The sequence below is a fragment of the Flagellimonas ulvae genome (genome assembly GCF_049333175.1).
Lineage (GTDB): Bacteria > Bacteroidota > Bacteroidia > Flavobacteriales > Flavobacteriaceae > Flagellimonas.
The window spans coordinates 2317384-2341824 of the sequence record NZ_CP186325.1; the positions used below are offsets into that span (position 1 = coordinate 2317384).

Here is a 24441-nt window from a genome sequence, read left to right on the forward strand (position 1 = left end):
ACCCAGTCATCATTTTTCATAACAAAAAAATAAGTTAATTAACAAAGCGTAGGTATTCGCAATCATCTAAGCTTACGTATATCTGATATCTATGCGCCCCAAACCCAAGAAACGATTCACCCTAAAAATTATAACGAGTTATTTCGTATTGATACTACTAGGTACGCTTGCTGGGTATTTGATATATTCCGAATTCCAGACCTACAATGCGGTCCAAAATCAATCCACGGATAATCAGAAATTACTTCAGACCAATCTTCTGTTGACCGAACTGCATGAAGCAGAAAATCTGTCCAAGCTGGCCCTGCAAACCAGAAAGCCGGATGCACTTAAAACCTATTCCAAAAAGGTGGACTCCATTACCGTGATGATTGATTCTTTAAAAGTAATCACTCCTGAAAGCTCTCAGCAAACTAGACTGGACAGCGTTCAACATTTACTGGTCCAAAAAGCGTTCAATACGGCCGAGTTACGAAAAATTAGGTTAGAAACGGAAGAATATGCCCCCATGGACTCCTTATTAAGGACTATAAAGAAAATGGAGATTGATATGGGTCGAATCACTCCCGAAAATCTTGTGGCCAATTTTGAAGAGCTACCGCCTTCTACCCAAAAATCCATTAAGGCATATGTAGATTTATTGAACGAAAACATTCCACAAAATCAGGTTTCTTCAACGGAAGAAGTCAACGTCGATTCATTGCTGCAACTCTCAAAATCCATTCTGGCCCAATCCAAAATTGAGAATACCCGTTTGAAACAGTCCTTGGCTCAAAAAGAGGTCAACATTTATAGAACGGACCTTGAGCTTTCCCAAAAACTACGTGATATTATATCCTCGCTTCAGCAAGAGGTTTATATGAATGCCCAATCTGATAGCTTTCAAAAACAACAAGTGATTGAGCGCAGTATCCGATTGGGAGGAATAGCAGCTTTTCTCGGCCTATTCGTGGTCATTTTGTTTACAATATTAGTTTCCAGGGATTTTCTTAGGGTTCAACGATATAGGAATCAACTTGAAAAAGAAAAGACCTATTCAGAGTCACTCCTAAAAAGTAGGGAACAGCTCATTTCCACGGTCAGTCATGATTTAAAATCACCTTTGGCAACCATCCGAGGGTATACAGATTTATTGGAGCAAAAGAATACAAAGAAGAAATCTTTGAGGTATACAAACCATATGAAATCTGCTTTAACTTATGTTGATACTCTTTTGTGTGATCTCTTGGACTTTTCTAGATTGGAAGGAGGGCAATTACCAATTGAAAAAAAACCATTTCTTCTTCCCAAGCTTTTAGATTCCATTGCTTCGCAATATGAGGATATCCCAGACAAAAACCATATTGCCTTCTCCTGGGATATTTCCCCTCAACTCCATAAGCCGATATTTAGTGACCCCTTACGACTTAGACAAATATTGAACAATTTAATTGGAAATGCATTCAAGTATACCCAAGAAGGTTTTGTAAAAGTGGATGCTTCCGTGTATGAAACCAAAAAGGGACCTTATTTAAAAATAAAGGTGATGGATAGTGGTATTGGGATAAAAAAAGAAAAACAGGCCTTGATTTTTAAGGAGTTCACCCAAGCTGATGATTCGATCTACGGAAAATACGGAGGATACGGTCTGGGGCTCACCATTGCCAAAAAAATGAGTACACTTTTGGGAGGTTATATGGATTTAGAAAGTATAGAACAGAAAGGCAGCACATTTACTGTGTTCATTCCTTTGCAGTTTGGAGAGTTTGAAGAGATTCCTCTTCATTCCCAACCTCTGGTTTCCGTGAGCAAACCTCACTCTGTTTTAATTTTTGAAGATGATAAGGCCCTACTTGAACTGTTATTGGAGATTTTCAAATCGAATAAAATTCAAGCTATAGGATTCAACACGTTTGAGGATATGAAAATTCCGGCCGATTTTTCGTATTCCCATGTTCTTACTGATATCAACCTTCCAAATTTTGATGGATTTGAAGTATTGAGAAAATTAAAGTCCAAAGTATATGAACACTATGCGGACCAGCCTATAATTGCCATGACCGGGCAACGCAACATTGACAGGGCAGAATATATTGAAGCAGGATTTTCAGAAGTACTACCCAAGCCGTTTTCTCCAGATACTTTACTGGAAGCACTACAAATGTTCGGTTTTGAAAGTATGGTCAAAAACCATAAAATTCCTCAGCAGGATACTACCTCTGCTGAAACACTTTTCAATCTTGAATCCATTTCGGGTTTTTTGGATAATCAACAGGTACTTGAAAGTGTGCTTGCCACTTTTCTCCAAAACAATACACGGAATCTGAAGCTATTGGAAGAAGCCCTTTCAATCAAGGATGTCAAAAAGGTAAGGTACATTGCCCATCAAATGCTACCCATGTTTAGACAACTTCAAGTGAAAGACGCCATTCCTATTCTTGAACGTCTGGAATTGATATCCAAAAAAATGGCTTGTGGTAATGCAAAAAAGGAATACATGAAATTGAAAGGGATTTTCTTAAATCTCGAAAATGAGGTACACGAAATGTTCTTTAGACATCCAGTTGATACAGATTGATTTTGTTATAGAGTGTTTTCCTTGTCATTTGCAGTAATTCCGCAGCTTTGCTTTTGTTAAAATTTGTCTGTTTTAGCGCTTTTAGAATTCGCTCTTTTTCATAAGAAGATTTTGAAAAATCCTTCGCTATTAACTTGCTTTCGGTGGCATTCCTTATTGGTTCCGGTAACGTATCAATCTCAAGAATGGTTCCTTCAGAGAACAAAACTGCCCTCTTCACAGTGTTTTTTAATTCCCTTAAATTTCCAGGCCACGAATAGTTCAGTAAAGCCATTTTTGCCTCCTCAGAAATTTGATGTATTTCCCGACCAATTTCGGTATTGGCTTTCTGTAAAAAAGCTTCTGCAAACTGCAACAGATCACTTCCTCTTTCTCTTAGGGCGGGAATAACAATTGAAAACTCATTCAATCTATGATAAAGATCTTCCCTAAACTTTCCCTCCAAAACCGCTTTCCTTAGATTTTCATTGGTTGCAGATATAATACGCACATCCACATGAATTTCTTGCGTACTGCCCACTGGTTTAATTCGACGTTCCTGTAAAGCGCGCAACAGTTGAATTTGATTTTCATACGAAAGATTCCCTATTTCATCCAAGAACAAAGTTCCCCCGTTTGCAGCTTCAAAATGCCCTATTTTATCTTCTATGGCTCCCGTAAAACTTCCTTTAACATGCCCAAAAAACTCACTGCTTGCAATTTCTTTGGGCACAGCTCCACAATCCACAGCAATAAACTTTTTGGTTTTCCTAGAACTCATATTGTGAATCGCCCTAGCAGTAACTTCTTTACCAGTGCCACTTTCTCCAATCAATAAGACGGACATATCTGTGGGTGCCACAAGTTGCACATGATGTTGAAGTTTGATAGAATTTTCACTATCTCCCAAAATAAAATCAGTCTTGTAAGAAACCGCTTTTGTAACTCTTTTATCCTCTTCTTCAATTGAGTCGCTTTCCTTTTTGGTCAGTGCATCATTGATAATCTGTAAAATACTTTCTGGGGTAAAAGGTTTTGAAATATAGTCGAACGCTCCTTTTTTCATGGCTTTCACCGCAGTTTGTACCTCTGCATATCCCGTCATCATAATAATCTGTGTTTGGGGAGATTCTTTTTTGATAGTTGAAAGTAGGCTCACCCCGTCACCTTCCGGTAGGCGAACATCAGAAAGGATAATATCGAAAAACGTGGCTTTTATTTGGGAAATTGCTTCTTTGAGCGTGACAGTTGCAGTAACTGCAAATCGATGCTTGGTCAAAAAGCGTGACAGCATTTGACTGAAAGCAGTATCATCTTCAACGATTAAGATTTTGGGCATATCTCGTTATCAATATACGATGAGCCTACAGGAAAAGATGATAAATGCTTGGTAAAATTATCACAAAAAGAAGAGGCCCGCCAAAGCGGGCCTCTTCCAAACCAAACTAACCTAACACGATTAATCAAAAACTAGTGTTGTTATCATTACATTTCTATCCAATTGCCTTCCGCATCTGCATAAACAGTTCCCGATGAACCATCAGTCAACGAAAGTTCTAACTTGAATTGATTGGAAGCATTTTTATAAGCCTTATCAATACTTGCTGTTGGATAATCTTTTGCAACCGCAGCGGCTACCGCCTCTGGAAGGTCGGATACACTGATTTCCTCAAAATCTTGCACATCCGCTACTACGGTTGTTTCTTCATTTTGAACATCTGTTGCTACTTCTTGAGCGGTTGCCATAAATCCTACGAATGATAATACTGTTGCTAATACTAATTTCTTCATGATATTTCTTTTTAATAATTAAATTCATACTATATCATGAAAATCTGGTGCCAACACGAAGTATATCTTATCAATAATACTATACTTTTGATTATCAGTATTTTATGTGGATTTATAAAATAGAATTATTGTGTAAAAGTGTGAACCACTCTGGGCGATTGTGTATTTTTTATACAAAAAGAAGGCTGCAAAAGCAGCCTTCAAATGGACAACGCATGGTTAGTGTTTGCATAGCATCATCCTATTTTCTTTTTTTCTGTTGATTTTCCTTTCTGTAAGTTGACCATAATACAAATATGGATATCGCCAAAACGACTATGCTTACTACAAATACTGTTCTAAAAAGTATCATCTTCTCCTATCTGCTATTTTAGACACCACTATTTAAAATCGGTCACAAAAAAAGGCCGCAACATGTGCGGCCTTCAACCAAATCAACCAACCAAAATGACCAGACGCTAGCGCCTAGTTTATTTATATCATTTGCTTTTTGAGGTTTCTGTGTGCCCAAAAAAGAAAACCCAACAACACTACGTTCACTAAAACCAAAAAAGTCGCAATTCCTATTAACCACATAATCTATTTCTTTACTTCATAAATTAAGACCCCAGTTTTTCACCCAAGTCACCTTAAAGTCAGATTTTTAACACATTTTTGACATTTTGAGGCAAAAAAATTCCCCTTAGAAGGGGAGAGAAGAAGAATATTTAAGATTTATTAGGCCTGATGACTAGGTTTGAGCAAATCGTTAACTGTTTTAACAGGGTTGAATGTAACCAAGGGAACCTCAACAAACAAGGTGTTCCAAAAAGCCATTCCCCCATTCCAAAGTCCAGGGAGTTCAAGCGCTTTCAATTCCTTGCCAGCTTGGGTTTTTCCAGTAATGAAGCCTTGTTTATGGTCAACAAACTCCAAAAGGTCGTATTTTTCTCCTTTATGGTTTTTTACTCCACAAATAATATCCACAGGATTAAAATGTGTTGCGTTTTGAACTATTCTAGCTTGTTCCGAGTCTGACATATCGATTTGAGCAGATTCTACAATTTGAAGCGAAACACCGCCATCTTGGTTCATAATCCAGAAAGGGCCTCCTCCAGGTTCACCCTCGTTCTTGACCATGCCGCAAATTCTAATGGGTCTATTGATTTTATTCCTGATTGCAGATATTTTGTCCTCAAAACCCCATGTGTTGAACTCTTCAGGAAATCGTACGTTGAGTTCGTTCTCCAAAAATGTTTTGATTTCCGTTAATTTTTCTTCAGAGCTATTGTTTTCTTCCAAATCAGCTGCATAGGCAAAAGCTTTGGATTGAACTTTCAACAGAACTCCCGCCAGCATTTTCTTGCTGTTCCCTACATCATTCAGATTTTCATCCACTACAACATTATCAATATTTTTAATGAATATGACATTGGCATCTTGCTCATTCAAGTTCTCTATTAATGCACCGTGCCCGCCTGGCCTGAACAAAATGGAACCATCTTCTTTTTTAAAGGGTTTGTTATCCAAATCTACCGCAATTGTGTCCGTTGAGGGCTTCTGGTTTGAATACGAAACATGAAAATTGGTGTTTGTTGTTTTTGACACTTTAGGTCCCGATTCGGCATGCTCTTCTTTGAACATATTGTTATGTTGAACCGAAATGGTAAAATGCAAATTTGCGCTTCCTTCGGCCTTTGCATAAAAAGCAGCCTCCTTCAAATGCTCTTCAAAAGGGGTAGCAGACTCTGAGCCATATTTATGAAATGGGAGCAATCCTTTGGGATAAAATCCATAGTTCAATCCGTCTTCCACCAACATTTCTTTTATAAATAGATACGCTTCTTCATCTGAATTTTTGGCTTTTCCAGCAATACGACTCATAATAAGGTCATAAAATGGTAAGTTTTCCTTACCATTCAAAAACTGTTGTACCGGTTTATCCCCGGTTCTATCAAAATAGGCCGACAAGGATTCATTTGATGCGTCGTAGGAATCCAAAAAATTGAACATGGCCTTGAACATGCGAGAGGCAGCACCGGATGCAGGGACAAATTTTAGAAGGTTCAATTTAGAAGAAGCATCTTCAAAATAAGCTATCAAATCTTCTTGCTCTTTCTCTGAAAAACGAAGAATTCCATCCCCAGCTACTGCGGCTTTGCTAAGTTTAACAAATGGAATCCCTTCTTTGAACGTCTCAATTTGACTCAATACTTTCTCTTGCGAGATTCCTTTTGCTGCAAGTTGTTTTAAATCTTCAGAGCTAAATTCAATCATGGGTAAAGCAGTTTATCTATATGTTGTTTTGCCAATTGGAATCGTTGTTCCTTATCTCCCTTTAAAGTAACGAAATTCCTATCGTATTTCTTTAAAGTTTCATGGAAATACAAAAACATGCTTTCACGTTCATCAGGTTTATCCCTCAAATCATCTTTTACCCATGGAATATCGATATAAGTGAGTAAATACAAATCGTAGGTGTTGCTGAGTGCATATTTTTCTAGAACAGGATCACAATCGCCCAGATAGTAGGCTTCAGAGTAGACTTTTGTTTCTAACAAATCTGTGTCACAAACAAGGATTCTATTCGCTTTCTTGGCCAATTCATTCTCCATTTTCATTTGTCCGTATGCAATGGGCAATAAATCTTTCGGCTCACAGGTTTTTTGTTCTCTATCCCATTTTTTCTGCAAATATTCTCGAGCATATTCAGGAACCCAAAGGGTTTGGTAATGGTCTGCCAATTGTTGGGAAAGTGTAGTTTTTCCAGTAGACTCTGGTCCAAACAGGACTACTTTAATAAGGTCTGAGGGCTCTTGCCCAAGCTTTTCTTCCATGCGCGATAGCCATAAATGGCGATAATGGTGAACAAAAAGTATTGAAAAGAGGAGAACACCAATCCCTTATATAAATATAAGGGAACAGAAATGATATCTCCAATAATCCAGAATGTCCAGTTTTCCAACTTTTTTTTGGCCATCAACCACATTCCCACAAAAAAGATAGCTGTGGTCAAAGTATCTACATAAGCCGTCCATGAATCAAATTTTTTAAAGATGATATAAACTCCAAAAACGAAAACTATTGTCGAAAAAAATAAAAGCGTCGCCAATTTTTTTTCTAATCCATTCATTTGGGTGATAGGAATAAAATGGTCGTCATCTACTTTTCTCGTCCATACCCACCAACCATAGATGCTCATGCTGAAATAATAGGCATTAATCAGCATATCGCCCAACAATCCATAAACCAAAAGAATGTAAACAAATATGGCAGTACTAACAATGCCTGTAGGATATACCAGAATATTTTCCCTTTTGGAAAACCAGACACTTAAAAATCCGAAAAAAACTCCAATTAGCTCAAGAACTATAAGATGGGTAGGAGTATCCTGATATTGTGCAAAAAGCCAATCAAAAATGGGGCTCATAGGTGCTTCGGTCAGATTTCACCAATTTCATTTGTAACACCACATGGTCCAAGTTGGCAAAAGCATCCTTGATTTCTGCTTGTAATAAACCCATGACCTTATCATAATCTCCGTATACCTGTGTGCTTAAAGGGTTTTCCAAAACAGTAAGGTCTGAAACTCTTAGTTTTTGGATAAAGTTGATGATAGGCGGTTCAAAATTGTCCTGTAAGGGAGTAAGGGTCAATTCAACGGATATTTTCATGTGTGATATCAAATTTAGAACTGCAAAACTACAAAAAGCGAATGGTGAAATTAGTCTTCACGCTGGGCATAAACGCAGGTGAAGCCTTCAAATTCCAAAAAGTTAACGCCGTACTCTGATTTTTGGCCTTGATATCTGATTTTAGCTTTGGTTTCCTTATCGTCAAAACGGAAATCCGAAACATCAATATGCTGTAAGAAACTAAGTCCCGGTTGGGCATATATTTTATACAATGATTCTTTGGCACCCCATACAATAGTGAGTTTTCGAATCACAGCTTCTGTATTTGCCAAGGTTCTATACTCATGAATAGGTGTGAATTTGTGGGCGATTCTTAGGATTTTTTCACGTTGCATTTCAATATCTATACCTACCTCTTCATTCTTGCTGATGATTATTCCCGTAAAATTATTGGAATGGGTAATGGAAATATGATTGCCATCCTTTAAAAAAGGTTTCCCAAAATCTGAATAATATAGGTCTTTATCTACATAACCTGCTTCAGCCAGTAAATGGCGAATACTCAAAAAAGCCCTTCGATGCATCTCGGATTTCATACCATCCAGCCGTTGTTGACAATGAGGAGTCAATTCAACATTATGGGCCAAATCGGATTCGGATTCAGTTACCTTCCACAAGTAAGCGGTAGTACTTGGAGAAACTGTTATGCTTTTGTAAATGGGCACAATTATGAGTTTAGTAATTTGTATCTTTGCAGCCTTAAATAGCTAAGCTACAAAAGTTAAAGTAACAAAAAAGTATGAGCACAAAGACAATTCCCTATGTTCCCTACAAGGTAAAAGATATTTCGTTAGCCGATTGGGGTAGAAAAGAAATTGAATTGGCTGAGGCTGAGATGCCTGGATTAATGGCATTGCGAGAAGAGTACAAAGATGAACAACCTCTTAAAGGAGCGCGTATTGCTGGATGTTTGCATATGACCATTCAAACCGCAGTTTTGATTGAGACTTTGATTGCGTTAGGTGCTGAAGTAACATGGAGTTCCTGTAATATTTTTTCCACACAAGATCATGCGGCGGCTGCAATTGCTGCGGCTGGAATCCCTGTTTATGCATGGAAAGGTATGACCGAAGAGGAATTTGATTGGTGTATAGAACAAACCTTGTTCTTTGGTGAGGAAAGAGAACCATTGAACATGATTCTTGACGATGGTGGGGATTTGACCAATATGGTTTTGGACCAATATCCTGAATTAGCTGCGGCCATTAAAGGGCTTTCCGAAGAAACTACCACAGGTGTCCATAGATTGTACGAGCGTGTAAAAAATGGCACACTTCCTATGCCAGCTATCAACGTTAACGATTCTGTTACCAAATCTAAATTTGATAATAAGTACGGTTGTAAAGAAAGTGCTGTAGACGCCATTCGAAGAGCTACGGATACCATGCTTGCTGGAAAGCGAATTGTAGTCGCCGGTTATGGAGATGTTGGAAAAGGAACGGCAGCATCCTTTAGAGGTGCCGGTGCTATAGTGACCGTTACTGAAATTGACCCCATCTGTGCGCTTCAAGCATGTATGGACGGTTACGAGGTAAAGCGATTGGAAACTGTGGTTGGCAACGCCGATATTGTTATTACCACCACAGGAAACAAGGACATTATTAGAGCTGAGCATTTCAAGGCCTTAAAGGATAAAGCCATTGTGTGTAACATTGGACACTTTGATAATGAAATAGACATGGCCTGGCTAAACGGCGAATACGGTGACACCAAGGACGAGATTAAACCTCAGGTTGATAAATACACGGTTGATGGTAAAGACATTATTATATTGGCTGAAGGACGTTTGGTTAACCTTGGATGTGCTACTGGACACCCAAGTTTTGTGATGAGTAACTCGTTTACCAATCAGACCTTAGCTCAAATTGAGCTTTGGAACAACAGTGATAAGTACCACAACGAAGTGTATATGCTTCCAAAACACTTGGATGAAAAAGTAGCCAAATTGCATTTATCAAGATTAGGTGCTGAGCTTACGGAACTTAAAAAAGACCAAGCAGAATACATCGGTGTTACTGTTGAAGGACCTTTTAAGCCCGAATATTACAGATACTAGACATATATTCTAGAAAATTGACAAATAAACCCTCGCCAATTGCGAGGGTTTATTATTTTAGACTTCTTAATACAATACCCACCAGATGAACATTGTTTTAACCGGAGCAACAGGAACACTAGGTTCACAAATACTTTTTTCCCTCCTTGAAAGTAGGTTCCATGTTCTGGAAAAAATATATCTGATAGTTCGGAGAAAGAAACACGTTTCTGCTCAAACTAGAATAGAAAACATGCTGGATAGTGGTTCTGCACCAACTTTTATCCATGAAAATAGAAAAACTATAGCGAATATTATTGAAGTAATAGATGCAGAAAACCTATTACGACCTGCTTTCTTTTTAAAAGAAAACAAGGCGCATTACTTTATACATTCAGCTGGATTTGTTAACCTTTCCGTAGATCCAAAGAGCAAATCAGAAATTTTTAAGGAAAACCTAACGTTGACTCAAAATATCTTCAAGGCTTACAAAGAATACCTGTTGAAATTTGTCTACATAAGTACTGCCTTCTCGATTGGAAAACTGGATGGTCTGTTAAAGAATAATTATGTAGATACCGAACAAAACGAGTATCGCAACTATTATGAGGCCTCTAAACATGCCGCAGAAAAATATTTGGTAAAGGCCGGTACTGAAACCAAAATCCCTATTCAAATATTGCGCCCCAGTGTTCTAGGTGGAAACATTATGGATAATCCCAACTTTTTTATTTCTAAGTACATGGTGTTTTATCTATTTGCCAAATTCTTCTATAAAAGCCCTTCTTCCGAAACTGTTCGAATTCAAGCAAATCATGATAGTAAATTAAATATCATTCCAACAGATTATGCAGCCAAGGTAATTACCAAGGTATTCGATACCGATGTAAAACAATTGAACATTGTAAATTCTAAGGGCACTAACATATTCATTGGAATTGCCAAGATTCTGGAAACCGTAAACTTCAACAACTTTAGGCTAACGCAAGAATTTATGGATACCGCCTCCGACTTTGAAAGTACCTTGGAACAATTCTATTATGAGACCATTGGTGTTCATCTAACGCCATATTTGACTTCAAAACCATATGAATGGGACACCACATTGTTGGAAAGTATTTTACCCATCCCCAAGTACAATTTGGAAGACTATCTAGTAGCTACGGTCGAATTTGCCAAAAGCAATGGTTTTAGAAACCAGAGATGGTAAACTTCCTATTTATAAAGCTTATTAATTACAGGAAATGATTACATGTCCAGCCAGCGCTTAAAGTTAGTCGTCCGCTCTCTCGAAACAACAACCTGCTCTTCTTCCTTGGGAAGGATTTTCAATAATAAGCGGCTGTTAAAATAGCTATGTATTTCCGTTACGGCCTTAACTGATACCATGAATTTTCTATTGACACGAAAAAAATGAATGGGATTCAGAATATTTTCCAATTGATCGATAGTATATTCGATAGGGTATGATTTTCCAGTATGCGTGTACAAATGAATCAACCCTTCATGGGACTTAAAGTATGCAATATCCTCAACATTGAATGATTTGAACATGTTACCAACCTTAACCATAAAACGATGTTTGTATTCTTTATGGAAAAGTTGTTTTAAATGCTCAAGATTTTCCGACGTTCCATTCCCATTTCTGGTTATGTTTTTTTTGAATTTTTCCAACGCCTTCTTCAAATCCTCTTTAACAATGGGTTTCAATAAATAATCCAATCCATTGTATTTAAATCCACGTATGGCAAATTCATTATAGGCCGTAGTAAAAATGACCGGAGGGTATTCATTTAATCCATCCAAAATATCGAAACCATACCCATCGTTCAGCTGAATATCCAGAAAAATCAAATCTGGGATATGGTTCTTATCAAACCAGTTTGCTCCACTTTCCACCGAATTTATCTCTGCAACTATGGAAATCTCCGGAGCCAACTCCCTGACCATCTGCCCGAGTCGTTTTGCCGCAAATTCCTCATCCTCTACGATAACGGCCTTCATCACGAAATGGTTTTAAGATTGGTTGCCATGACATTGCTCTCCAAAAGCGGTATGATCACTTCAAAGAAGTTTTCCTCTTCCCGAACAAGGACCTGTTTGTTGGAATAGTACGCATACCTCTTTTTGATATTCTGTAGGCCCATTTTTGTAGTTTCCTCTAGCTTTACTCTTCTTTGAAGGTTGTTCTTAATCACCAATGCATCCTGTTGGATATTGGAAATTGAAATATGGAGTGGTTTTTCTTTGCTGTACTGGTTGTGCTTTAGCACATTTTCAACTAACATTTGCAAGGTTAGGGTGGGTATGAAATACTTTTTCGGCTCCACTTGTATGTCCATAGATATTTCAACGGCCTTTTTATGCCTTACATTCATCATAAAAATATAGGAATCCAAAAAGTTGATTTCTTTCTGAAGACTTACCAAATCATGCTCCCGATTGTCCAGAATATAACGGTAGGTGGAGGCTAAACGGGTCACAAAATCCGAAGCCAAATCTCTATCCTCATACATTAACGAAGTCAATGTGTTTAAGCTGTTGAACAAAAAATGTGGACTTATCTGATTCTTTAATGTAGTGTATTGGGAGGCCATCATTTCTCGTTTCAAATCATCCATCTGCTTGGTAAGTTCGTCTCTTTGCTTCATTGAAAAATAGAAAAGATTGATAAAGATTACTGCTGTTCCTAACAGCCAAGCCCTTAAAATATTAGCCCTAAACTCAAGGGAAGGATCTTCGCAAACTATTCTCATAAAATCCCTTAAGGGGAAAAGTGCCAAATAATAAATCAGGGTAGTCAATGGAATCAAAACCAACATGGTTTTGATAAAAATCATCAAACTATTCTTTAAGTTAAGCCCACCTGATTTTAATTGCTTATAAACTAGATGGTCGTTGTACTCCCAAGTAATCATGAAAAACATGAAGGCTGTTAAGTAATAAAAAATTGGAGTGGGTTCCAAAAAACTGCCAAAGCCTTTCCCATCATGATCAACGGAAGCCTTTATCAAAAGATAAACGACATTGACCACCATCCAACGGAAGAAAAATTTTCTGAGACCCTTTTTTGAAAAAAAATCCTTCATATCAACCATAAAGATAAAGAAGTCTATTGGCCACCCTTTTCACTGTTGACTGAATTGTGAAAAAAGGGTTTGATTCGTCATTTACAAGGTTAAACCGTGATTCCATGTGTAAATGCTAAAAAAATCAACTCAATCAATTTAAGGTTACAGACAAGTACAAAATCAACAATTCATCTTTTAGCGTTCTCCTCAGATCCTAAAACCAATACACTTTTGGAGAAAACAACTAAAAATCATGAAAAAGTTAGGAATTGTATTGGCCCTCTTAATTGGCCAACAACTAATGGCTCAAACAGGAACCATCAAAGGTATTGTTCTGGATAAACAGTCCGAAATACCCCTTATCGGGGCGACCATAGAATTATTGGACCAGACGGAAAGCTTAGGAGTAATAAGCGATGAAAATGGTAGGTTCACTCTTGAAAACACACCAACAGGTAGACAAAAAATAAGGGTGAGTTATATTGGGTACGAGAGTGTAACACTGCCCAATATAGAAGTGACCACAGGAAAGGATGTTTTTCTTTCGGTTTCTTTGTTAGAGTCATTCAATCAGTTGGACGAAGTTGTACTAACCTCAAACACCAATAAGGATAGGGCGAATAATAAGTTGGCTACAGTATCTGCAAGGCAATTTGGCGTAGAGGAAGTAACCCGTTTTTCCGGGGGACGAAGTGATGTAGGGCGTTTGGCAGCAAATTTTGCTGGGGTTTCAACGCCTGATGATAGCCGAAATGACATCGTGGTTCGTGGCAACTCTCCAACAGGATTGTTATGGAGGGTGGAAGGAATCCCGGTACCAAATCCGAATCATTTCTCCACAGTAGGTACCACGGGAGGTCCGGTATCCGCAGTTAACCCCAATACATTGAAGAATTCGGATTTTTTAACCTCGGCGTTTGCATCGGAATATGGTAATGCTCTAGGAGGTGTTTTTGACTTAGGTCTAAGAAAAGGAAATGTGGACGACTATGAGTTTTCTGGACAAGTGGGAATTTTCACTGGAGTTGAAGTCAATGCGGAAGGCCCTTTGGGAAAAAAGAACGGTTCTTTCCTAATCGCAGCACGATATTCGCTAATCGATTTGTTGGGAACCGGTGCAGGTGGTACCGCTGCCACCCCAAACTATAGCGATTTAACGTACAATATCGATTTTGGTTCTGGGAAATTGGGTCGGGTCTCTCTATTTGGGATGTTGGGTACATCGAATATAGAGTTCTTGGGCGATGATATTGATGAAGATGACCTATTTGCTGCTGAGGATGAAAACACCTTTGTCGATTCCAATTTTGGAGTAGTGGGTATAAAACACCAAATTCCTATTGGAAAAAAATCGTATCTAAGAACCGTGGTGGGAACCTCATTCACAGGAAATGAATTTACGGCAGATAGATTCATAAACAAGGATACTCCTCAGGAAAGAATACTACTTTTTACAGAGGCCGATAATTCCGAAACAAGGCTTTCTTTCTCTACGCTGTTCAACACAAAACTAAGCAATAGAGGCACCTTAAGAACCGGTGTGCTTCTAGAGAATTTCAATGTAGAGTTGACCAATAGTGATAGAAATGAACAGCCGGACAATGATGGTGATGGTGACCCGGATTTATTCACTTTTCTGGATGTTGATGAATCTTTTTCGATAATTCAACCTTATGTGCAAAGCCAGTTTAGATTGACCGAAAAACTGACCTTGGACGCGGGATTGCATGCCCAATACGCAAGCTTAAACGAGCAATTTGTACTTGAACCTCGGGCCGCTTTGAACTTTCAAATAGCACCGAATCACAAAATAAATTTTGGATATGGGCTCCATCATCAGAATGTTCCTTTCCCGCTTTTGTTTCTAAATGAAGAAGTAAATGGCAATTTGGTTCAAACTAATAGAGATTTGGATTTTGTAAGAAGCAACCACTACGTGTTAGGGTATGATGTAAAATTGAGCAATGACTGGAGAGGAAAAATAGAGGTCTACAATCAAGATATAGACAATGCAGCCGTAGAATCTTTTCCATCTAGCTATTCCTCACTTACAGAAGGTGCAGATTTCGGATTTTCCAATGACAGGGTTTCTCTTGTGAACGAAGGAACTGGCTTTAACCGAGGTGTTGAATTTACCTTGGAGAAGTTTTTCAGTCAAAACTACTATGGGCTTTTAACGGGTTCTTTTTATGAAAGTAGGTATGAGGGCAGTGATGGCATTGAAAGAGATACCCCATTTAATAATGGTTATGTTATTAATGCCCTAGCCGGAAAAGAATTCCCAATGGGGACCAATAAAAGTAAGATTCTTTTTGTGGACTCTAGACTATCATTCGCTGGTGGGCGCTTCTTCACGCCTGTAGACCTTGAAGTTTCCAGGGAAGCGGGATTTGAAGTGTTACGAGAAGACTTGGCCTTTAACGAACAGCAAGACGGTTACTTCAGGTGGGATGTCAAGTTTGGCGTTAAAATCAATAGTAGAAGTAAAAAACAATCTCACAGATTTTATGTCGATTTACAAAACGTTACCGCCAATGAAAATGTTTTTGCAACACGATACAACAGGCTTACAAACAATGTGGACCAAGTTGACCAGATAGGATTCTTTCCTGATTTTGGTTACAAATTTCAATTTTAAACGTCTCATATAAATCAGTCATCAAAAAGCGAGAATCATGAAGTCGGAGGTAAAAAAGCATCAAAAAAAGGGGAAAGAACATTTACCAGTTATAAGAATTTACAGAAGAAACCACATTCGCACCTCGTTTGTTTGGTGGGGATGGAAAACCGCGTAGATCCATGAAAAGAATAATCATTATTTTGCTAGCTTTAGCTTTCATTTTATTGGGAATAGCTTTGGCAAGAAACACGGAAAACAGTAGTGCTTTTATGGATGGTCAAATAGGACTGCTTGAGTCTTATATTCTTGAAAGAGATAGGAGTAAACCAAAGGTGTCCAAAGCAGATGTGGCATGGCACCTTGATCATTCGTTAAAGACCATTAATCGAATTTGTGAAGCTTTGGAAAACTCACATCCAGAAAAGTTCAAGTCAAATTTGAACTTTACCCGAATTCTGATTTTTGCTTGGGGCGATTTTCCTAGAGGGGTTGCAAAGGCACCAAAATTGGTACGCCCCCCTGAAGAAATACAAACGGAAGACCTTTATGCACAGCTGGAAGAAGCCAAGGGAAACCTTAAAAAGATTGAAAGTTTACATGAAAATGTGCATTTTGAGCATCCCTATTTTGATGTAATAAACAAAGGGCAAACCAAACGATTTTTAAAGATACATACAGGGCATCACCTAAAAATAATTGAAGATATTTTGAAGTAGAAGCAATAAAAAAGCCCGCTAAATAGCGGGCTTTTTTATCTTGTAAATGCTTTTTAAGCTTCGAAAGGATCAACGGAAACAAAAGATTTGCCTCCAGCTTTCTTATCAAAACGAACAATACCATCTATTCTGGCATGCAAGGTATGGTCTTTACCAGCATAAACATTATCTCCTGGATTGTGTTTGGTACCTCTTTGTCTAACAATAATATTGCCAGCAATAGCAGCTTGGCCTCCAAAAATCTTAACCCCTAAGCGTTTCGATTCTGATTCTCTACCGTTTTTTGAACTACCTACACCTTTTTTATGTGCCATGATGTTTCTTTTTTAGTTCTTACTTTTTATTTACTCAAAGCTTCAATAAGCTCTGCTTTCTTCATTGATGAATATCCGCTGATTTCCTTGGCTTTTGCCATTTCCTTCAACTCAGCTACTGTTTTGGAAGATAAGTCTTCTGTTGCTTTAGCCTTAGGTGCTTCTTTTTTAGGAGCAGCGGCTTTCTTTGGAGCAGCCTCTTTTTTCTCAACAGGCTTTTCAGCTTTCGCCTTCGCAGGAGCAGCTTTTTTAGCTCCTTTAGCCACAATACCTTCAATTACAATCTCAGTCAAAGATTGTCTGTGACCGTTCTTTTTGCGGTACCCTTTTCTTCTTTTCTTTTTAAAGACGATAACCTTATCACCTTTCAGGTGCTTTACAACTTTAGCTTCAACAGCTGCACCATCTATGACTGGGGCGCCTACAGTAACGTTCCCGTCGTCATCCAAAAGAAGAACTTTATCAAAAGTTACTTTTTTACCTTCTTCTGTTTGCAAACGGTGGACGTACACTTTCTGGTCTTTTGCAACTTTGAATTGCTGCCCTGCCATTTCTACAATTGCGTACATAATGCGTTTATTAGAGTTTATTAGGCTAAATTGGATTTAGCGGGTGCAAATATACTCCTAAATCCTTAATCTACAAGGATTATTTGCCACAATTATGCTCATTTTTTGGGGTTGTTGGATGATTTGAACAACTGCATAAAAGAAAGCGTCAAAACCAAGGTTGTAGCAAACCCCATGATAGCAACAGTAAAAAATACAATTCCTTGAAAATTTGAATAGTCCTTTGACCAAGCTTTGGAAAGGTCGTTTAAAAACTCAGCGTTCAATTCCGTGGAATAAAATGCGAAGAAAATGGTAAACAATAGCGTAGCTACGAATCCCATGGTAATTCCTGCAGTAAATCCTTTTCCATAGTTGAAGTCTTTGCCCATACGTAGCTTTGTATATTTAATGGTTTCATAAATACCAAACCCCGTAATTACACCATTGAACAAGCTAAAAAAAACATTTGTATGTTTTCCTAAGAGGGATAGAATCAAGAAATAAGCCATCAGTATGCCACTAGTGACTATACCAAAACGAATGGGCAAGGTCAAATTTTTCATGTTGATGTTTTTTAGGATAGGTATATAATTTACTGAATGTTTGGGAATTAAGCCACATATCTCTTGGAAACTAGGTAGAATCGAACTCAAAATCTTTATGATTTAACACTATATTCGTGTAACAGGCAATGTAATTCTGTGTCTAACCCTCCATGACACGTTAACTCTTAAATTTTAAAAATGAAAAGAATACTTTTTTTGGGTCTTCTTATGCTTGGATTGGGAAACTTTGCAATTGCGCAAGAAGTTTCTTTTGAGGAGTACGATTTACCCAATGGGCTTCATGTGATTCTACATCAGGAAAATGGGGCTCCGGTAGTAACCACATCAGTTATGTACCATGTTGGTGGTAAGGATAGAACAGAAGGACGAACTGGTTTTGCCCACTTTTTTGAACACCTTCTTTTCGAGGGTACTGAAAACATAGAAAGGGGCAAATGGTTTGAAATTGTGTCCTCAAATGGAGGGATCAATAATGCAAATACTTCGCAGGACAGAACCTATTACTACGAAGTGTTTCCGTCCAATAACTTGCAACTTGGATTGTGGATGGAATCCGAAAGAATGTTACATCCCGTAATCGACCAAATAGGCGTAGATACCCAACAAGAAGTAGTAAAAGAAGAAAAGCGTTCAACGTATGATAACCGTCCTTACGGCCAATTTTTAGCTGTGTTGGGAAAAAATCTTTTTGACGTTCACCCGTACAAAGACCCAAACATAGGCTACATGAAGGATATTGATGCAGCCACTTTGGAGGATGTGAGGGCCTACAATAAAAAGTATTATGTACCTAACAATGCAGTCTTGGTCGTAGCAGGGGATTTTCAGATAGAAGAAACCAAAAAAATGATTGAGGATTATTTTGGCCCTGTTCCTAGGGGAGCCGATATTGTTCGCAACTATCCAAAGGAAAAACCGATAACAGAACAAAAGATTGCCACAGCATACGATGCCAATATCCAAATACCTGCCATAGGTCTAGCCTATAGAACTCCTGGTTTCAGAGAAAGAGATGCTTATGTTCTTGATATGATTTCAACCTATTTAAGTGATGGAAGGAGTTCCAAGTTGTATAAGAAAATGGTGGACGACCAAAAGCAAGCTCTACAAGTAGGAGCTTTCAATATTGGTCAAGAAGATTACGGTATGTACTTAGTATTTGCCCTTCCCGTTGGTGAAACTGGTTTAGAGGTACTTCAAACAGAAATGGAAGAAGAAGTGGCAAAGGTGCGGAACGAGCTAATTTCTGAAAGAGACTATCAAAAACTACAAAACAAGTTCGAGAATGATTTTGTGAATGCCAACTCTGGTGTGGAAGGTATTGCCAACTCATTGGCTCGATACCATTTGCTCTATGACGACACCGACTTGATTAATAAGGAAATTGACATCTATCGTTCCGTAACCCGGGAAGAAATCAAAGAGGTGGCGAGTAAGTACTTAAAGCCAAACCAAAGCGTAATCATTAACTATTTACCAGGAGACAAAACGGAAAATTAAGATGAAAACAATGAAAAATTATATTTCAATACTTTTTATCCTCTTCGCATTTGGACTCAATGCACAGATTGATAGGAGTAAGCAACCAGAACCTGGACCAGCTCCCAAGATAAATTTGGACAAGCCAAATTCTTTTGAGCTAATGAACGGTTTAAAGGTAATGGTGGTTGAAAATCACAAATTACCACGAGTACGAATTCAGCTTGAAATTGATAATCCTCCGGTACTTGAAGGTGGTAAGGCAGGCGTTCAAAGCTTGACAGGCTCACTGTTGGGACAAGGTTCCACCAATATGTCCAAAGACGATTTTAATGAGGAAGTGGACTTTTTGGGTGCTACTGTGAACATTGGGGCCCAGGGTGCTTTTGCAAGTAGTCTCTCTAAATATTTTCCAAGAATCTTGGAATTGATGGCGGATATGGCTTTGAACCCAAACTTTATCCAAGAGGAATTTGACAAGGAAAAGAATATTCTTCTAACCGGTCTAAAAACACAGGAAAAGGATGTTTCCGCTATTTCGGGAAGAGTACAGTTGGCTTTGGGATACGGTAAAAACAATCCTAACGGGGAGTTTCTTACCGAGGAAACAGTGAACAATGTCACCCTGGCCGACGTGCAACAGTTTTACAGGAAGAATTTTGTTCCGGCCAATGCCTATTTAGTTGTGATAGGTGATGTTCAGTTTGAAGAGGCAAAGGAATTAATTACTGAAGCATTTACCCCATGGACAAAAGCCACACCACCTTCCTTGAGCTATTCCAAACCTCAGGATGCTCAATATACACAGATTAACTTCGTTGATGTCCCCAATGCAGTTCAATCTGAAGTATCAGTACAAAACCTGGTTGAGCTTCAAATGAAAGATGAAGATTATCTCCCAGCCTTAATTGCCAACCAGATACTTGGTGGTGGCGGAGAAGGGAGATTGTTCTTGAACCTCAGAGAGGACAAAGGATACACCTATGGTTCATACTCTGGTATTAGAACCAATAGATTTGGTCCTACTCGATTTAATGCTTTTGCCCAGGTGAGAAATCAGGTTACTGACAGTTCTGTGGTTGAGATATTAAAAGAGATTGATAAAATAATGAAAGAACCTGTGTCCGAAAAAGAGCTGGAGAATACCAAAGCCAAATATTCAGGTCGTTTTGTAATGGCTCTGGAACAACCGGAAACCGTGGCGAACTATGCATTGAACATTGAGAAAGAAGGCCTTCCAGATAATTTCTACGAAACCTATTTGGAACGGATCAATGCTGTTTCCGTTGAGGATGTTCAAAAAGCAGCCCAAAAATTCTTTTCGATAGATAATGCGAGGGTTGTTGTTGCCGGCAAAGGAAGTGATATAATTGAAAATCTGGAAAAAGTTGAATTCAATGGGAAAAAAGTACCCGTACTCTACTACGACAAGTTTGCAAACAAAACGGAAAAGCCGGATTACAATGCCTCGATTCCTGAAGGAATTACCGCTGAGTCCATTTTGCTGAATTACATTTCTGCAATAGGAGGCAAGGAAAAACTGGAAGGTGTACAATCCTATGCCATGTTTGCCGAAGCCCAAATGCAAGGTATGACTTTAGAGCTGGAATTGAAGAAAACCTCTAAAGACCAGTTCATGCAGAATATAAAAGTCGCCGGTAACTCCATGCAAAAACAGGTGCTAGATGGTGACAAAGGATACATGGTGGCACAGGGTCAACGCAAAGATTTATCCGATGAGGAAATCAAAAAGATTAAGGAAGAGTCAGCTGCCTTCCCAGAATTGAATTATCTGGTTGCCGGAGATATCAGTCTTGAAGGAGTGGAAACTGTCGGCGACAAAAAAGCGTATAAACTAAAAATCACCGAGAATAAATCCGCTTTTTACGACGTCGAAACTGGATTAAAACTTCAGGAAATGGAAATACAGGAGGTACAAGGGCAACAAATTAGCAAGACGTTAATACTTTCAGAATACAAGGAAGTCTCCGGAATTCAGTTCCCATTTAAATTATCGCAATCTGCAGGACCACAGACTTTTGATTTCATAGTTAAGGAAATAAAGGTAAACGAAGGTGTTACTCCAGCCGATTTCGAATAAAATACAATGTCAAACAAACAAAAAGGCGTCTATTTGGACGTCTTTTTTTTGTTTACCAAGTAAACCCCCAACAAAATAATTGCCGCAGCCAACAATTGTTGAAATTCAAATTCTTCTCCATCCAAGATTCCCCAAAAAATCCCTACCACAGGGATAAGATAGGTTACCGAAACCGAAAAAACCGCAGAGGATATCTGAACAAGCCTGTTGAACATAACCTTAGCCACACAGGTGCTCATAATGCAAAGGATAACGATATATCCCAATGAGCTCCAAAAGTACTTACCAGTTGTAACTTCCTGAGAGAAAAACCCGGAAAAGGGAAGAATCAAAAGTGCAGGTACAATAATTGCGGAAAAATTACCCACAGCAATTCCCATGGCAGATACATTTTGAAGTTTACTCTTAATAATATTCGCATTCGATGCATAGCAAATCGTTGCCAGAACTACGAATCCCGCATACCAATAGTTTTGGCTCGGATTGATTTGGCTTCCGAAAACAACCAAACATATTGCTCCGACAAGTCCAACAATCACGCCTACCAATTGATTCCGCCCAAAGGTAATTCCAAAGGCAAAGAACCCGATGAACAAGGTAAAAAGAGGTACTAGCGAATTCAGAATAGATGCTATGGCACTATCAATCTCTGTTTGGGCAAATGCAAACAAAAACATGGGGATAAAACTTCCTACAAAACCAGATAAGGCTACCCAAGGCCATTCTTTTTTGTTGATGGTGCGAAGTGACTTGAACCCGATAACAAACAAAAACAATGCAGCCAAAACAATCCTTACTGCTCCCAATTGAACAGGATTGAACCCTTCTAGGCCCTTTTTAATCAGAATATACGATGTCCCCCAAATAACCGAAAGAACGAAAAGATAGAACCATTTCCTGTTTTGTAACCTCACTGAAGAAATTTAAAAGTGCAAAAGTGCACGATATTTAAGAGATTATGTGGCTCGGTGGCTTATTTTTGTAATTCAAATTTTATTTCGGTTGAGGAATTACATCGTATTTGGTTTCGTACTGCTTTATTTCGTCGCCATGACAAGGCCGGTGCTTCCTCTTATGGAGTACATTATCTATGAGGACTATATAGCCGAGTTTTTGTGTATCAACAAGGACAGGAAAGAACTTCAATGTAACGGAAAGTGTTACTTGATGCAGATGCTCAACGAACAAAACGAAGATAAAAAACAAAACCTTCCTAAAATAGTGTTGGAAGAATACCCCATTGGTTTTGTGAACCTTCAAAAAGTTTCCCCACCCCAAAACTGCCTATTTTCAAATAGTAGGGTCTTTATCTACTTTAACCCTTACTCTTTTCTCTTTACTTCTGGTAGTTTTCATCCACCTAGTATCATTTCTTAATTAACAGCCGGTTATTCATCAATCACCATGTTGCCAAAGGGAACTAAATCTTTTTGGTGATGTGCCAATACATCATATTCTACTATAAAATAAAACAAATGAAACACCTTATATCTGCCATCTTTATGTTGGCAACACTACTATTTTATGCACAAGAGACTGCTACAGATTTGCAGAAATGGTCTGCTGGAAGGCCTGACGGACATGCCCCTATTCCTGTAATGGGTGACCATATGCACGGTAAGGGAGAATGGATGTTCTCCTACAGATTTATGTACATGAACATGGAAGACCTAAAACAAGGAAGTGATGATGCTTCTTTTGATGATGCACTCCAAAACTACATGGTAACACCAATCGAAATGCCAATGAACATGCATATGGTTGGCGCCATGTTCGCACCAAGCGATAAAATCACCATAATGGCCATGTTCAACTATTTATCCATGGAAATGGACCACATTACCCGTATGGGAGGAACTTTCACTACAGAAGCTAGTGGTTTTGGTGACATCCAAATTTCTGGTCTGTATCGTTTTTTCAATAAAAAAAAGCAGACCATACACGGACAAATAGGTATATCCATTCCAACGGGAAGCATAACTGAAAGCGACGTGACCCCAGCTTCGGCACCGAATGAAACAGAACTGCCCTATCCTATGCAAATTGGAAGTGGCACCTTTGATGCCAACCTAGCAGTAACCTATTTGGGGCAAGCTGATAAAATTTCATGGGGTGGTCAACTTAGGGCCATCTTGCGATTCGGTGAAAATGACCGGGAATTCCGATACGGGAATCGACAGAGTTTGAATGGCTGGTTTGCCTTAAAAGCTACAGATTGGTTGAGTTTTTCAACACGACTTGAGGCACTAGTCGTGGGCGAAATTGATGGTGCTGACCCAAATTTGAACCCCATGATGGTCATTACGGCGGATACTGCCAATACGGGGGGTAACTTCTTGAATGGAGGTCTTGGTTTTAATATATATGTTCCTAAAGGAGGATTGAAAAACTTAAGGTTCGGATTCGAATTTGCATCACCATTGTACCAAGATGTAAATGGAATTCAGTTAAGAACAAGAGAGACCTTTACCTTGGGAACCCAGTATGCATTTTAAACATAAATCCTGTGGGGCAATACAAATGTCCCACGGGAATATATCTTACTTTTGAAAAAACAGAAAACAATGAAGACATCTATTAAAATTATATTTGCTTTTTCATTTATTTTCCTTTCCTGTAAAGAACAAAAAAGGGCCCCCGAAGGACCTACCCAAATGGAACAGGTTATGGCCATTCATGATGAAGTAATGCCCAAAATGGGAAAATTGGGGAAATTGGTGGGAGAGCTTAAAAGCAAAGTCGATACTACAGAGGTTGGCCAACAATATGAAGTTGCTATGAAAGACCTTCAAGATGCCAATAAAGCCATGATGGACTGGATGATGAATTTTGGTAACCGCTTTGATTCCGATGAGATTTTGGAAGGAAAGGCGCTGACCGAGCAAAAACAGCAATGGTTGGATGAGGAAGAAGAAAAAGTGAAGGTACTTAAGGAGCAAATCAATTCCAGCATTGAAAAAGCGGAATCTCTTTTAGCACAATAACAC

At 38.6% G+C, this 24441-nt stretch carries 23 protein-coding genes; 10 read left to right on the top strand and 13 right to left on the bottom strand.

Going from position 1 to position 24441, the window contains the following annotated elements; translation table 11 throughout:
• Positions 1-91 precede the first annotated feature (91 nt).
• Positions 92-2557 carry an ATP-binding protein gene (locus ACOKFD_RS10630; protein ID WP_422857911.1) on the top strand — a complete coding sequence of 822 codons (2466 nt, stop codon included), beginning with the start codon at positions 92-94 and terminating at the stop codon, positions 2555-2557.
• Here ACOKFD_RS10630 and ACOKFD_RS10635 read toward each other — a convergent pair.
• The 7 genes from ACOKFD_RS10635 to ACOKFD_RS10665 form a co-directional block, all read right to left on the bottom strand.
• The gene (locus ACOKFD_RS10635; RefSeq protein ID WP_422857912.1) at positions 2532-3875 is read right to left on the bottom strand and encodes a sigma-54-dependent transcriptional regulator; all 1344 of its coding nucleotides are present in this window, start codon (positions 3873-3875) and stop codon (positions 2532-2534) included. The genes ACOKFD_RS10630 and ACOKFD_RS10635 overlap by 26 nt on opposite strands.
• 146 nt (positions 3876-4021) lie before the next feature.
• Positions 4022-4327 (bottom strand): hypothetical protein, encoded by a 306-nt coding sequence (locus ACOKFD_RS10640; RefSeq protein WP_298996768.1) that lies wholly within the window; start codon positions 4325-4327, stop codon positions 4022-4024.
• Between the two features lie 717 nt (positions 4328-5044).
• Positions 5045-6583: a DUF4301 family protein gene (locus ACOKFD_RS10645; RefSeq protein ID WP_422857913.1), complete on the bottom strand. Its 1539-nt coding sequence runs from the start codon at positions 6581-6583 to the stop codon at positions 5045-5047.
• The gene (locus tag ACOKFD_RS10650; RefSeq protein ID WP_298996764.1) at positions 6580-7143 is read right to left on the bottom strand and encodes an ATP-binding protein; all 564 of its coding nucleotides are present in this window, start codon (positions 7141-7143) and stop codon (positions 6580-6582) included. The genes ACOKFD_RS10645 and ACOKFD_RS10650 overlap by 4 nt, the downstream gene beginning before the upstream one ends.
• Complete coding sequence (gene pnuC, locus ACOKFD_RS10655; protein ID WP_422857914.1) at positions 7098-7736, bottom strand: nicotinamide riboside transporter PnuC; 639 nt, start codon at positions 7734-7736, stop codon at positions 7098-7100. The genes ACOKFD_RS10650 and pnuC overlap by 46 nt, the downstream gene beginning before the upstream one ends.
• On the bottom strand, positions 7720-7980 hold the full coding sequence (locus ACOKFD_RS10660) for a hypothetical protein (RefSeq protein ID WP_422857915.1): 261 nt from the start codon (positions 7978-7980) through the stop codon (positions 7720-7722). Before ACOKFD_RS10660 ends, pnuC begins: the two co-directional genes overlap by 17 nt.
• Positions 7981-8030: 50 nt before the next feature.
• Complete coding sequence (locus ACOKFD_RS10665) at positions 8031-8666, bottom strand: 4'-phosphopantetheinyl transferase family protein (protein ID WP_422857916.1); 636 nt, start codon at positions 8664-8666, stop codon at positions 8031-8033.
• Positions 8667-8740: 74 nt separating this feature from the next.
• On the opposite strand from ACOKFD_RS10665, the gene ahcY reads away from it, so the two are divergent.
• Positions 8741-10057 carry an adenosylhomocysteinase gene (gene ahcY / locus ACOKFD_RS10670; protein ID WP_422857917.1) on the top strand — a complete coding sequence of 439 codons (1317 nt, stop codon included), beginning with the start codon at positions 8741-8743 and terminating at the stop codon, positions 10055-10057.
• Between the two features lie 85 nt (positions 10058-10142).
• Positions 10143-11246 (top strand): SDR family oxidoreductase, encoded by a 1104-nt coding sequence (locus ACOKFD_RS10675; RefSeq protein ID WP_422857918.1) that lies wholly within the window; start codon positions 10143-10145, stop codon positions 11244-11246.
• 38 nt (positions 11247-11284) lie between these two features.
• On the opposite strand, the gene ACOKFD_RS10680 is transcribed toward ACOKFD_RS10675, so the two are convergent.
• Positions 11285-12040 carry a LytR/AlgR family response regulator transcription factor gene (locus ACOKFD_RS10680; RefSeq protein WP_422857919.1) on the bottom strand — a complete coding sequence of 252 codons (756 nt, stop codon included), beginning with the start codon at positions 12038-12040 and terminating at the stop codon, positions 11285-11287.
• Positions 12040-13125: a sensor histidine kinase gene (locus tag ACOKFD_RS10685; RefSeq protein WP_422857920.1), complete on the bottom strand. Its 1086-nt coding sequence runs from the start codon at positions 13123-13125 to the stop codon at positions 12040-12042. Before ACOKFD_RS10685 ends, ACOKFD_RS10680 begins: the two co-directional genes overlap by 1 nt.
• Before the next feature lie 235 nt (positions 13126-13360).
• Here ACOKFD_RS10685 and ACOKFD_RS10690 point away from each other — a divergent pair, with 235 nt between their 5' ends.
• Positions 13361-15745: a TonB-dependent receptor gene (locus ACOKFD_RS10690; RefSeq protein WP_422857921.1), complete on the top strand. Its 2385-nt coding sequence runs from the start codon at positions 13361-13363 to the stop codon at positions 15743-15745.
• 161 nt (positions 15746-15906) lie between these two features.
• Entirely contained in the window at positions 15907-16443 is a 537-nt protein-coding gene (locus tag ACOKFD_RS10695; protein WP_422857922.1) for a DUF1569 domain-containing protein, read from the top strand.
• 53 nt (positions 16444-16496) lie between these two features.
• Here the strand turns inward: ACOKFD_RS10695 and rpmA are convergent, their stop codons facing one another.
• The 3 genes from rpmA to ACOKFD_RS10710 form a co-directional block, all read right to left on the bottom strand.
• Positions 16497-16757: a 50S ribosomal protein L27 gene (gene rpmA / locus ACOKFD_RS10700; protein WP_298996741.1), complete on the bottom strand. Its 261-nt coding sequence runs from the start codon at positions 16755-16757 to the stop codon at positions 16497-16499.
• Positions 16758-16783: 26 nt separating this feature from the next.
• Positions 16784-17326, bottom strand: coding sequence for a 50S ribosomal protein L21 (gene rplU / locus ACOKFD_RS10705; protein WP_422857923.1), 543 nt, complete (start codon positions 17324-17326; stop codon positions 16784-16786).
• A gap of 98 nt (positions 17327-17424) precedes the next feature.
• Positions 17425-17871: a DUF4199 domain-containing protein gene (locus ACOKFD_RS10710; protein WP_298996736.1), complete on the bottom strand. Its 447-nt coding sequence runs from the start codon at positions 17869-17871 to the stop codon at positions 17425-17427.
• Between the two features lie 180 nt (positions 17872-18051).
• On the opposite strand from ACOKFD_RS10710, the gene ACOKFD_RS10715 reads away from it, so the two are divergent.
• Both ACOKFD_RS10715 and ACOKFD_RS10720 read left to right on the top strand, forming a co-directional pair.
• Positions 18052-19374, top strand: coding sequence for a M16 family metallopeptidase (locus ACOKFD_RS10715; RefSeq protein ID WP_422857924.1), 1323 nt, complete (start codon positions 18052-18054; stop codon positions 19372-19374).
• A 10-nt stretch (positions 19375-19384) separates the two neighbouring features.
• Positions 19385-21454, top strand: coding sequence for a M16 family metallopeptidase (locus tag ACOKFD_RS10720; protein WP_422857925.1), 2070 nt, complete (start codon positions 19385-19387; stop codon positions 21452-21454).
• Positions 21455-21483: 29 nt separating this feature from the next.
• On the opposite strand, the gene ACOKFD_RS10725 is transcribed toward ACOKFD_RS10720, so the two are convergent.
• Complete coding sequence (locus ACOKFD_RS10725; protein WP_422857926.1) at positions 21484-22368, bottom strand: DMT family transporter; 885 nt, start codon at positions 22366-22368, stop codon at positions 21484-21486.
• A gap of 88 nt (positions 22369-22456) precedes the next feature.
• Between ACOKFD_RS10725 and ACOKFD_RS10730 the strand changes: the two genes are divergently transcribed.
• The 3 genes from ACOKFD_RS10730 to ACOKFD_RS10740 all read left to right on the top strand — a co-directional run bounded on the left by ACOKFD_RS10730 (position 22457) and on the right by ACOKFD_RS10740 (position 24438).
• The gene (locus tag ACOKFD_RS10730) at positions 22457-22831 is read left to right on the top strand and encodes a hypothetical protein (protein ID WP_422857927.1); all 375 of its coding nucleotides are present in this window, start codon (positions 22457-22459) and stop codon (positions 22829-22831) included.
• 98 nt (positions 22832-22929) lie between these two features.
• Complete coding sequence (locus ACOKFD_RS10735) at positions 22930-23949, top strand: transporter (protein ID WP_422857928.1); 1020 nt, start codon at positions 22930-22932, stop codon at positions 23947-23949.
• A 69-nt stretch (positions 23950-24018) separates the two neighbouring features.
• Complete coding sequence (locus ACOKFD_RS10740) at positions 24019-24438, top strand: hypothetical protein (RefSeq protein ID WP_422857929.1); 420 nt, start codon at positions 24019-24021, stop codon at positions 24436-24438.
• The last annotated feature ends 3 nt before the right edge of the window (positions 24439-24441 follow it).

What these genes read in the sequence shown, in the direction of transcription:
- ACOKFD_RS10630 (WP_422857911.1), top strand. Translation starts at nt 92, where the DNA reads ATGCGCCCCAAACCCAAGAAACGATTCACCCTAAAAATTATAACGAGT.
- ACOKFD_RS10635 (WP_422857912.1), bottom strand. Translation starts at nt 3,875, where the DNA reads ATGCCCAAAATCTTAATCGTTGAAGATGATACTGCTTTCAGTCAAATG.
- ACOKFD_RS10640 (WP_298996768.1), bottom strand. Translation starts at nt 4,327, where the DNA reads ATGAAGAAATTAGTATTAGCAACAGTATTATCATTCGTAGGATTTATG.
- ACOKFD_RS10645 (WP_422857913.1), bottom strand. Translation starts at nt 6,583, where the DNA reads ATGATTGAATTTAGCTCTGAAGATTTAAAACAACTTGCAGCAAAAGGA.
- ACOKFD_RS10650 (WP_298996764.1), bottom strand. Translation starts at nt 7,143, where the DNA reads ATGGAAGAAAAGCTTGGGCAAGAGCCCTCAGACCTTATTAAAGTAGTC.
- pnuC (WP_422857914.1), bottom strand. Translation starts at nt 7,736, where the DNA reads ATGAGCCCCATTTTTGATTGGCTTTTTGCACAATATCAGGATACTCCT.
- ACOKFD_RS10660 (WP_422857915.1), bottom strand. Translation starts at nt 7,980, where the DNA reads ATGAAAATATCCGTTGAATTGACCCTTACTCCCTTACAGGACAATTTT.
- ahcY (WP_422857917.1), top strand. Translation starts at nt 8,741, where the DNA reads ATGAGCACAAAGACAATTCCCTATGTTCCCTACAAGGTAAAAGATATT.
- ACOKFD_RS10675 (WP_422857918.1), top strand. Translation starts at nt 10,143, where the DNA reads ATGAACATTGTTTTAACCGGAGCAACAGGAACACTAGGTTCACAAATA.
- ACOKFD_RS10680 (WP_422857919.1), bottom strand. Translation starts at nt 12,040, where the DNA reads ATGAAGGCCGTTATCGTAGAGGATGAGGAATTTGCGGCAAAACGACTC.
- ACOKFD_RS10685 (WP_422857920.1), bottom strand. Translation starts at nt 13,125, where the DNA reads ATGAAGGATTTTTTTTCAAAAAAGGGTCTCAGAAAATTTTTCTTCCGT.
- ACOKFD_RS10690 (WP_422857921.1), top strand. Translation starts at nt 13,361, where the DNA reads ATGAAAAAGTTAGGAATTGTATTGGCCCTCTTAATTGGCCAACAACTA.
- ACOKFD_RS10695 (WP_422857922.1), top strand. Translation starts at nt 15,907, where the DNA reads ATGAAAAGAATAATCATTATTTTGCTAGCTTTAGCTTTCATTTTATTG.
- rpmA (WP_298996741.1), bottom strand. Translation starts at nt 16,757, where the DNA reads ATGGCACATAAAAAAGGTGTAGGTAGTTCAAAAAACGGTAGAGAATCA.
- rplU (WP_422857923.1), bottom strand. Translation starts at nt 17,326, where the DNA reads ATGTACGCAATTGTAGAAATGGCAGGGCAGCAATTCAAAGTTGCAAAA.
- ACOKFD_RS10710 (WP_298996736.1), bottom strand. Translation starts at nt 17,871, where the DNA reads ATGAAAAATTTGACCTTGCCCATTCGTTTTGGTATAGTCACTAGTGGC.
- ACOKFD_RS10715 (WP_422857924.1), top strand. Translation starts at nt 18,052, where the DNA reads ATGAAAAGAATACTTTTTTTGGGTCTTCTTATGCTTGGATTGGGAAAC.
- ACOKFD_RS10720 (WP_422857925.1), top strand. Translation starts at nt 19,385, where the DNA reads ATGAAAAATTATATTTCAATACTTTTTATCCTCTTCGCATTTGGACTC.
- ACOKFD_RS10735 (WP_422857928.1), top strand. Translation starts at nt 22,930, where the DNA reads ATGAAACACCTTATATCTGCCATCTTTATGTTGGCAACACTACTATTT.
- ACOKFD_RS10740 (WP_422857929.1), top strand. Translation starts at nt 24,019, where the DNA reads ATGAAGACATCTATTAAAATTATATTTGCTTTTTCATTTATTTTCCTT.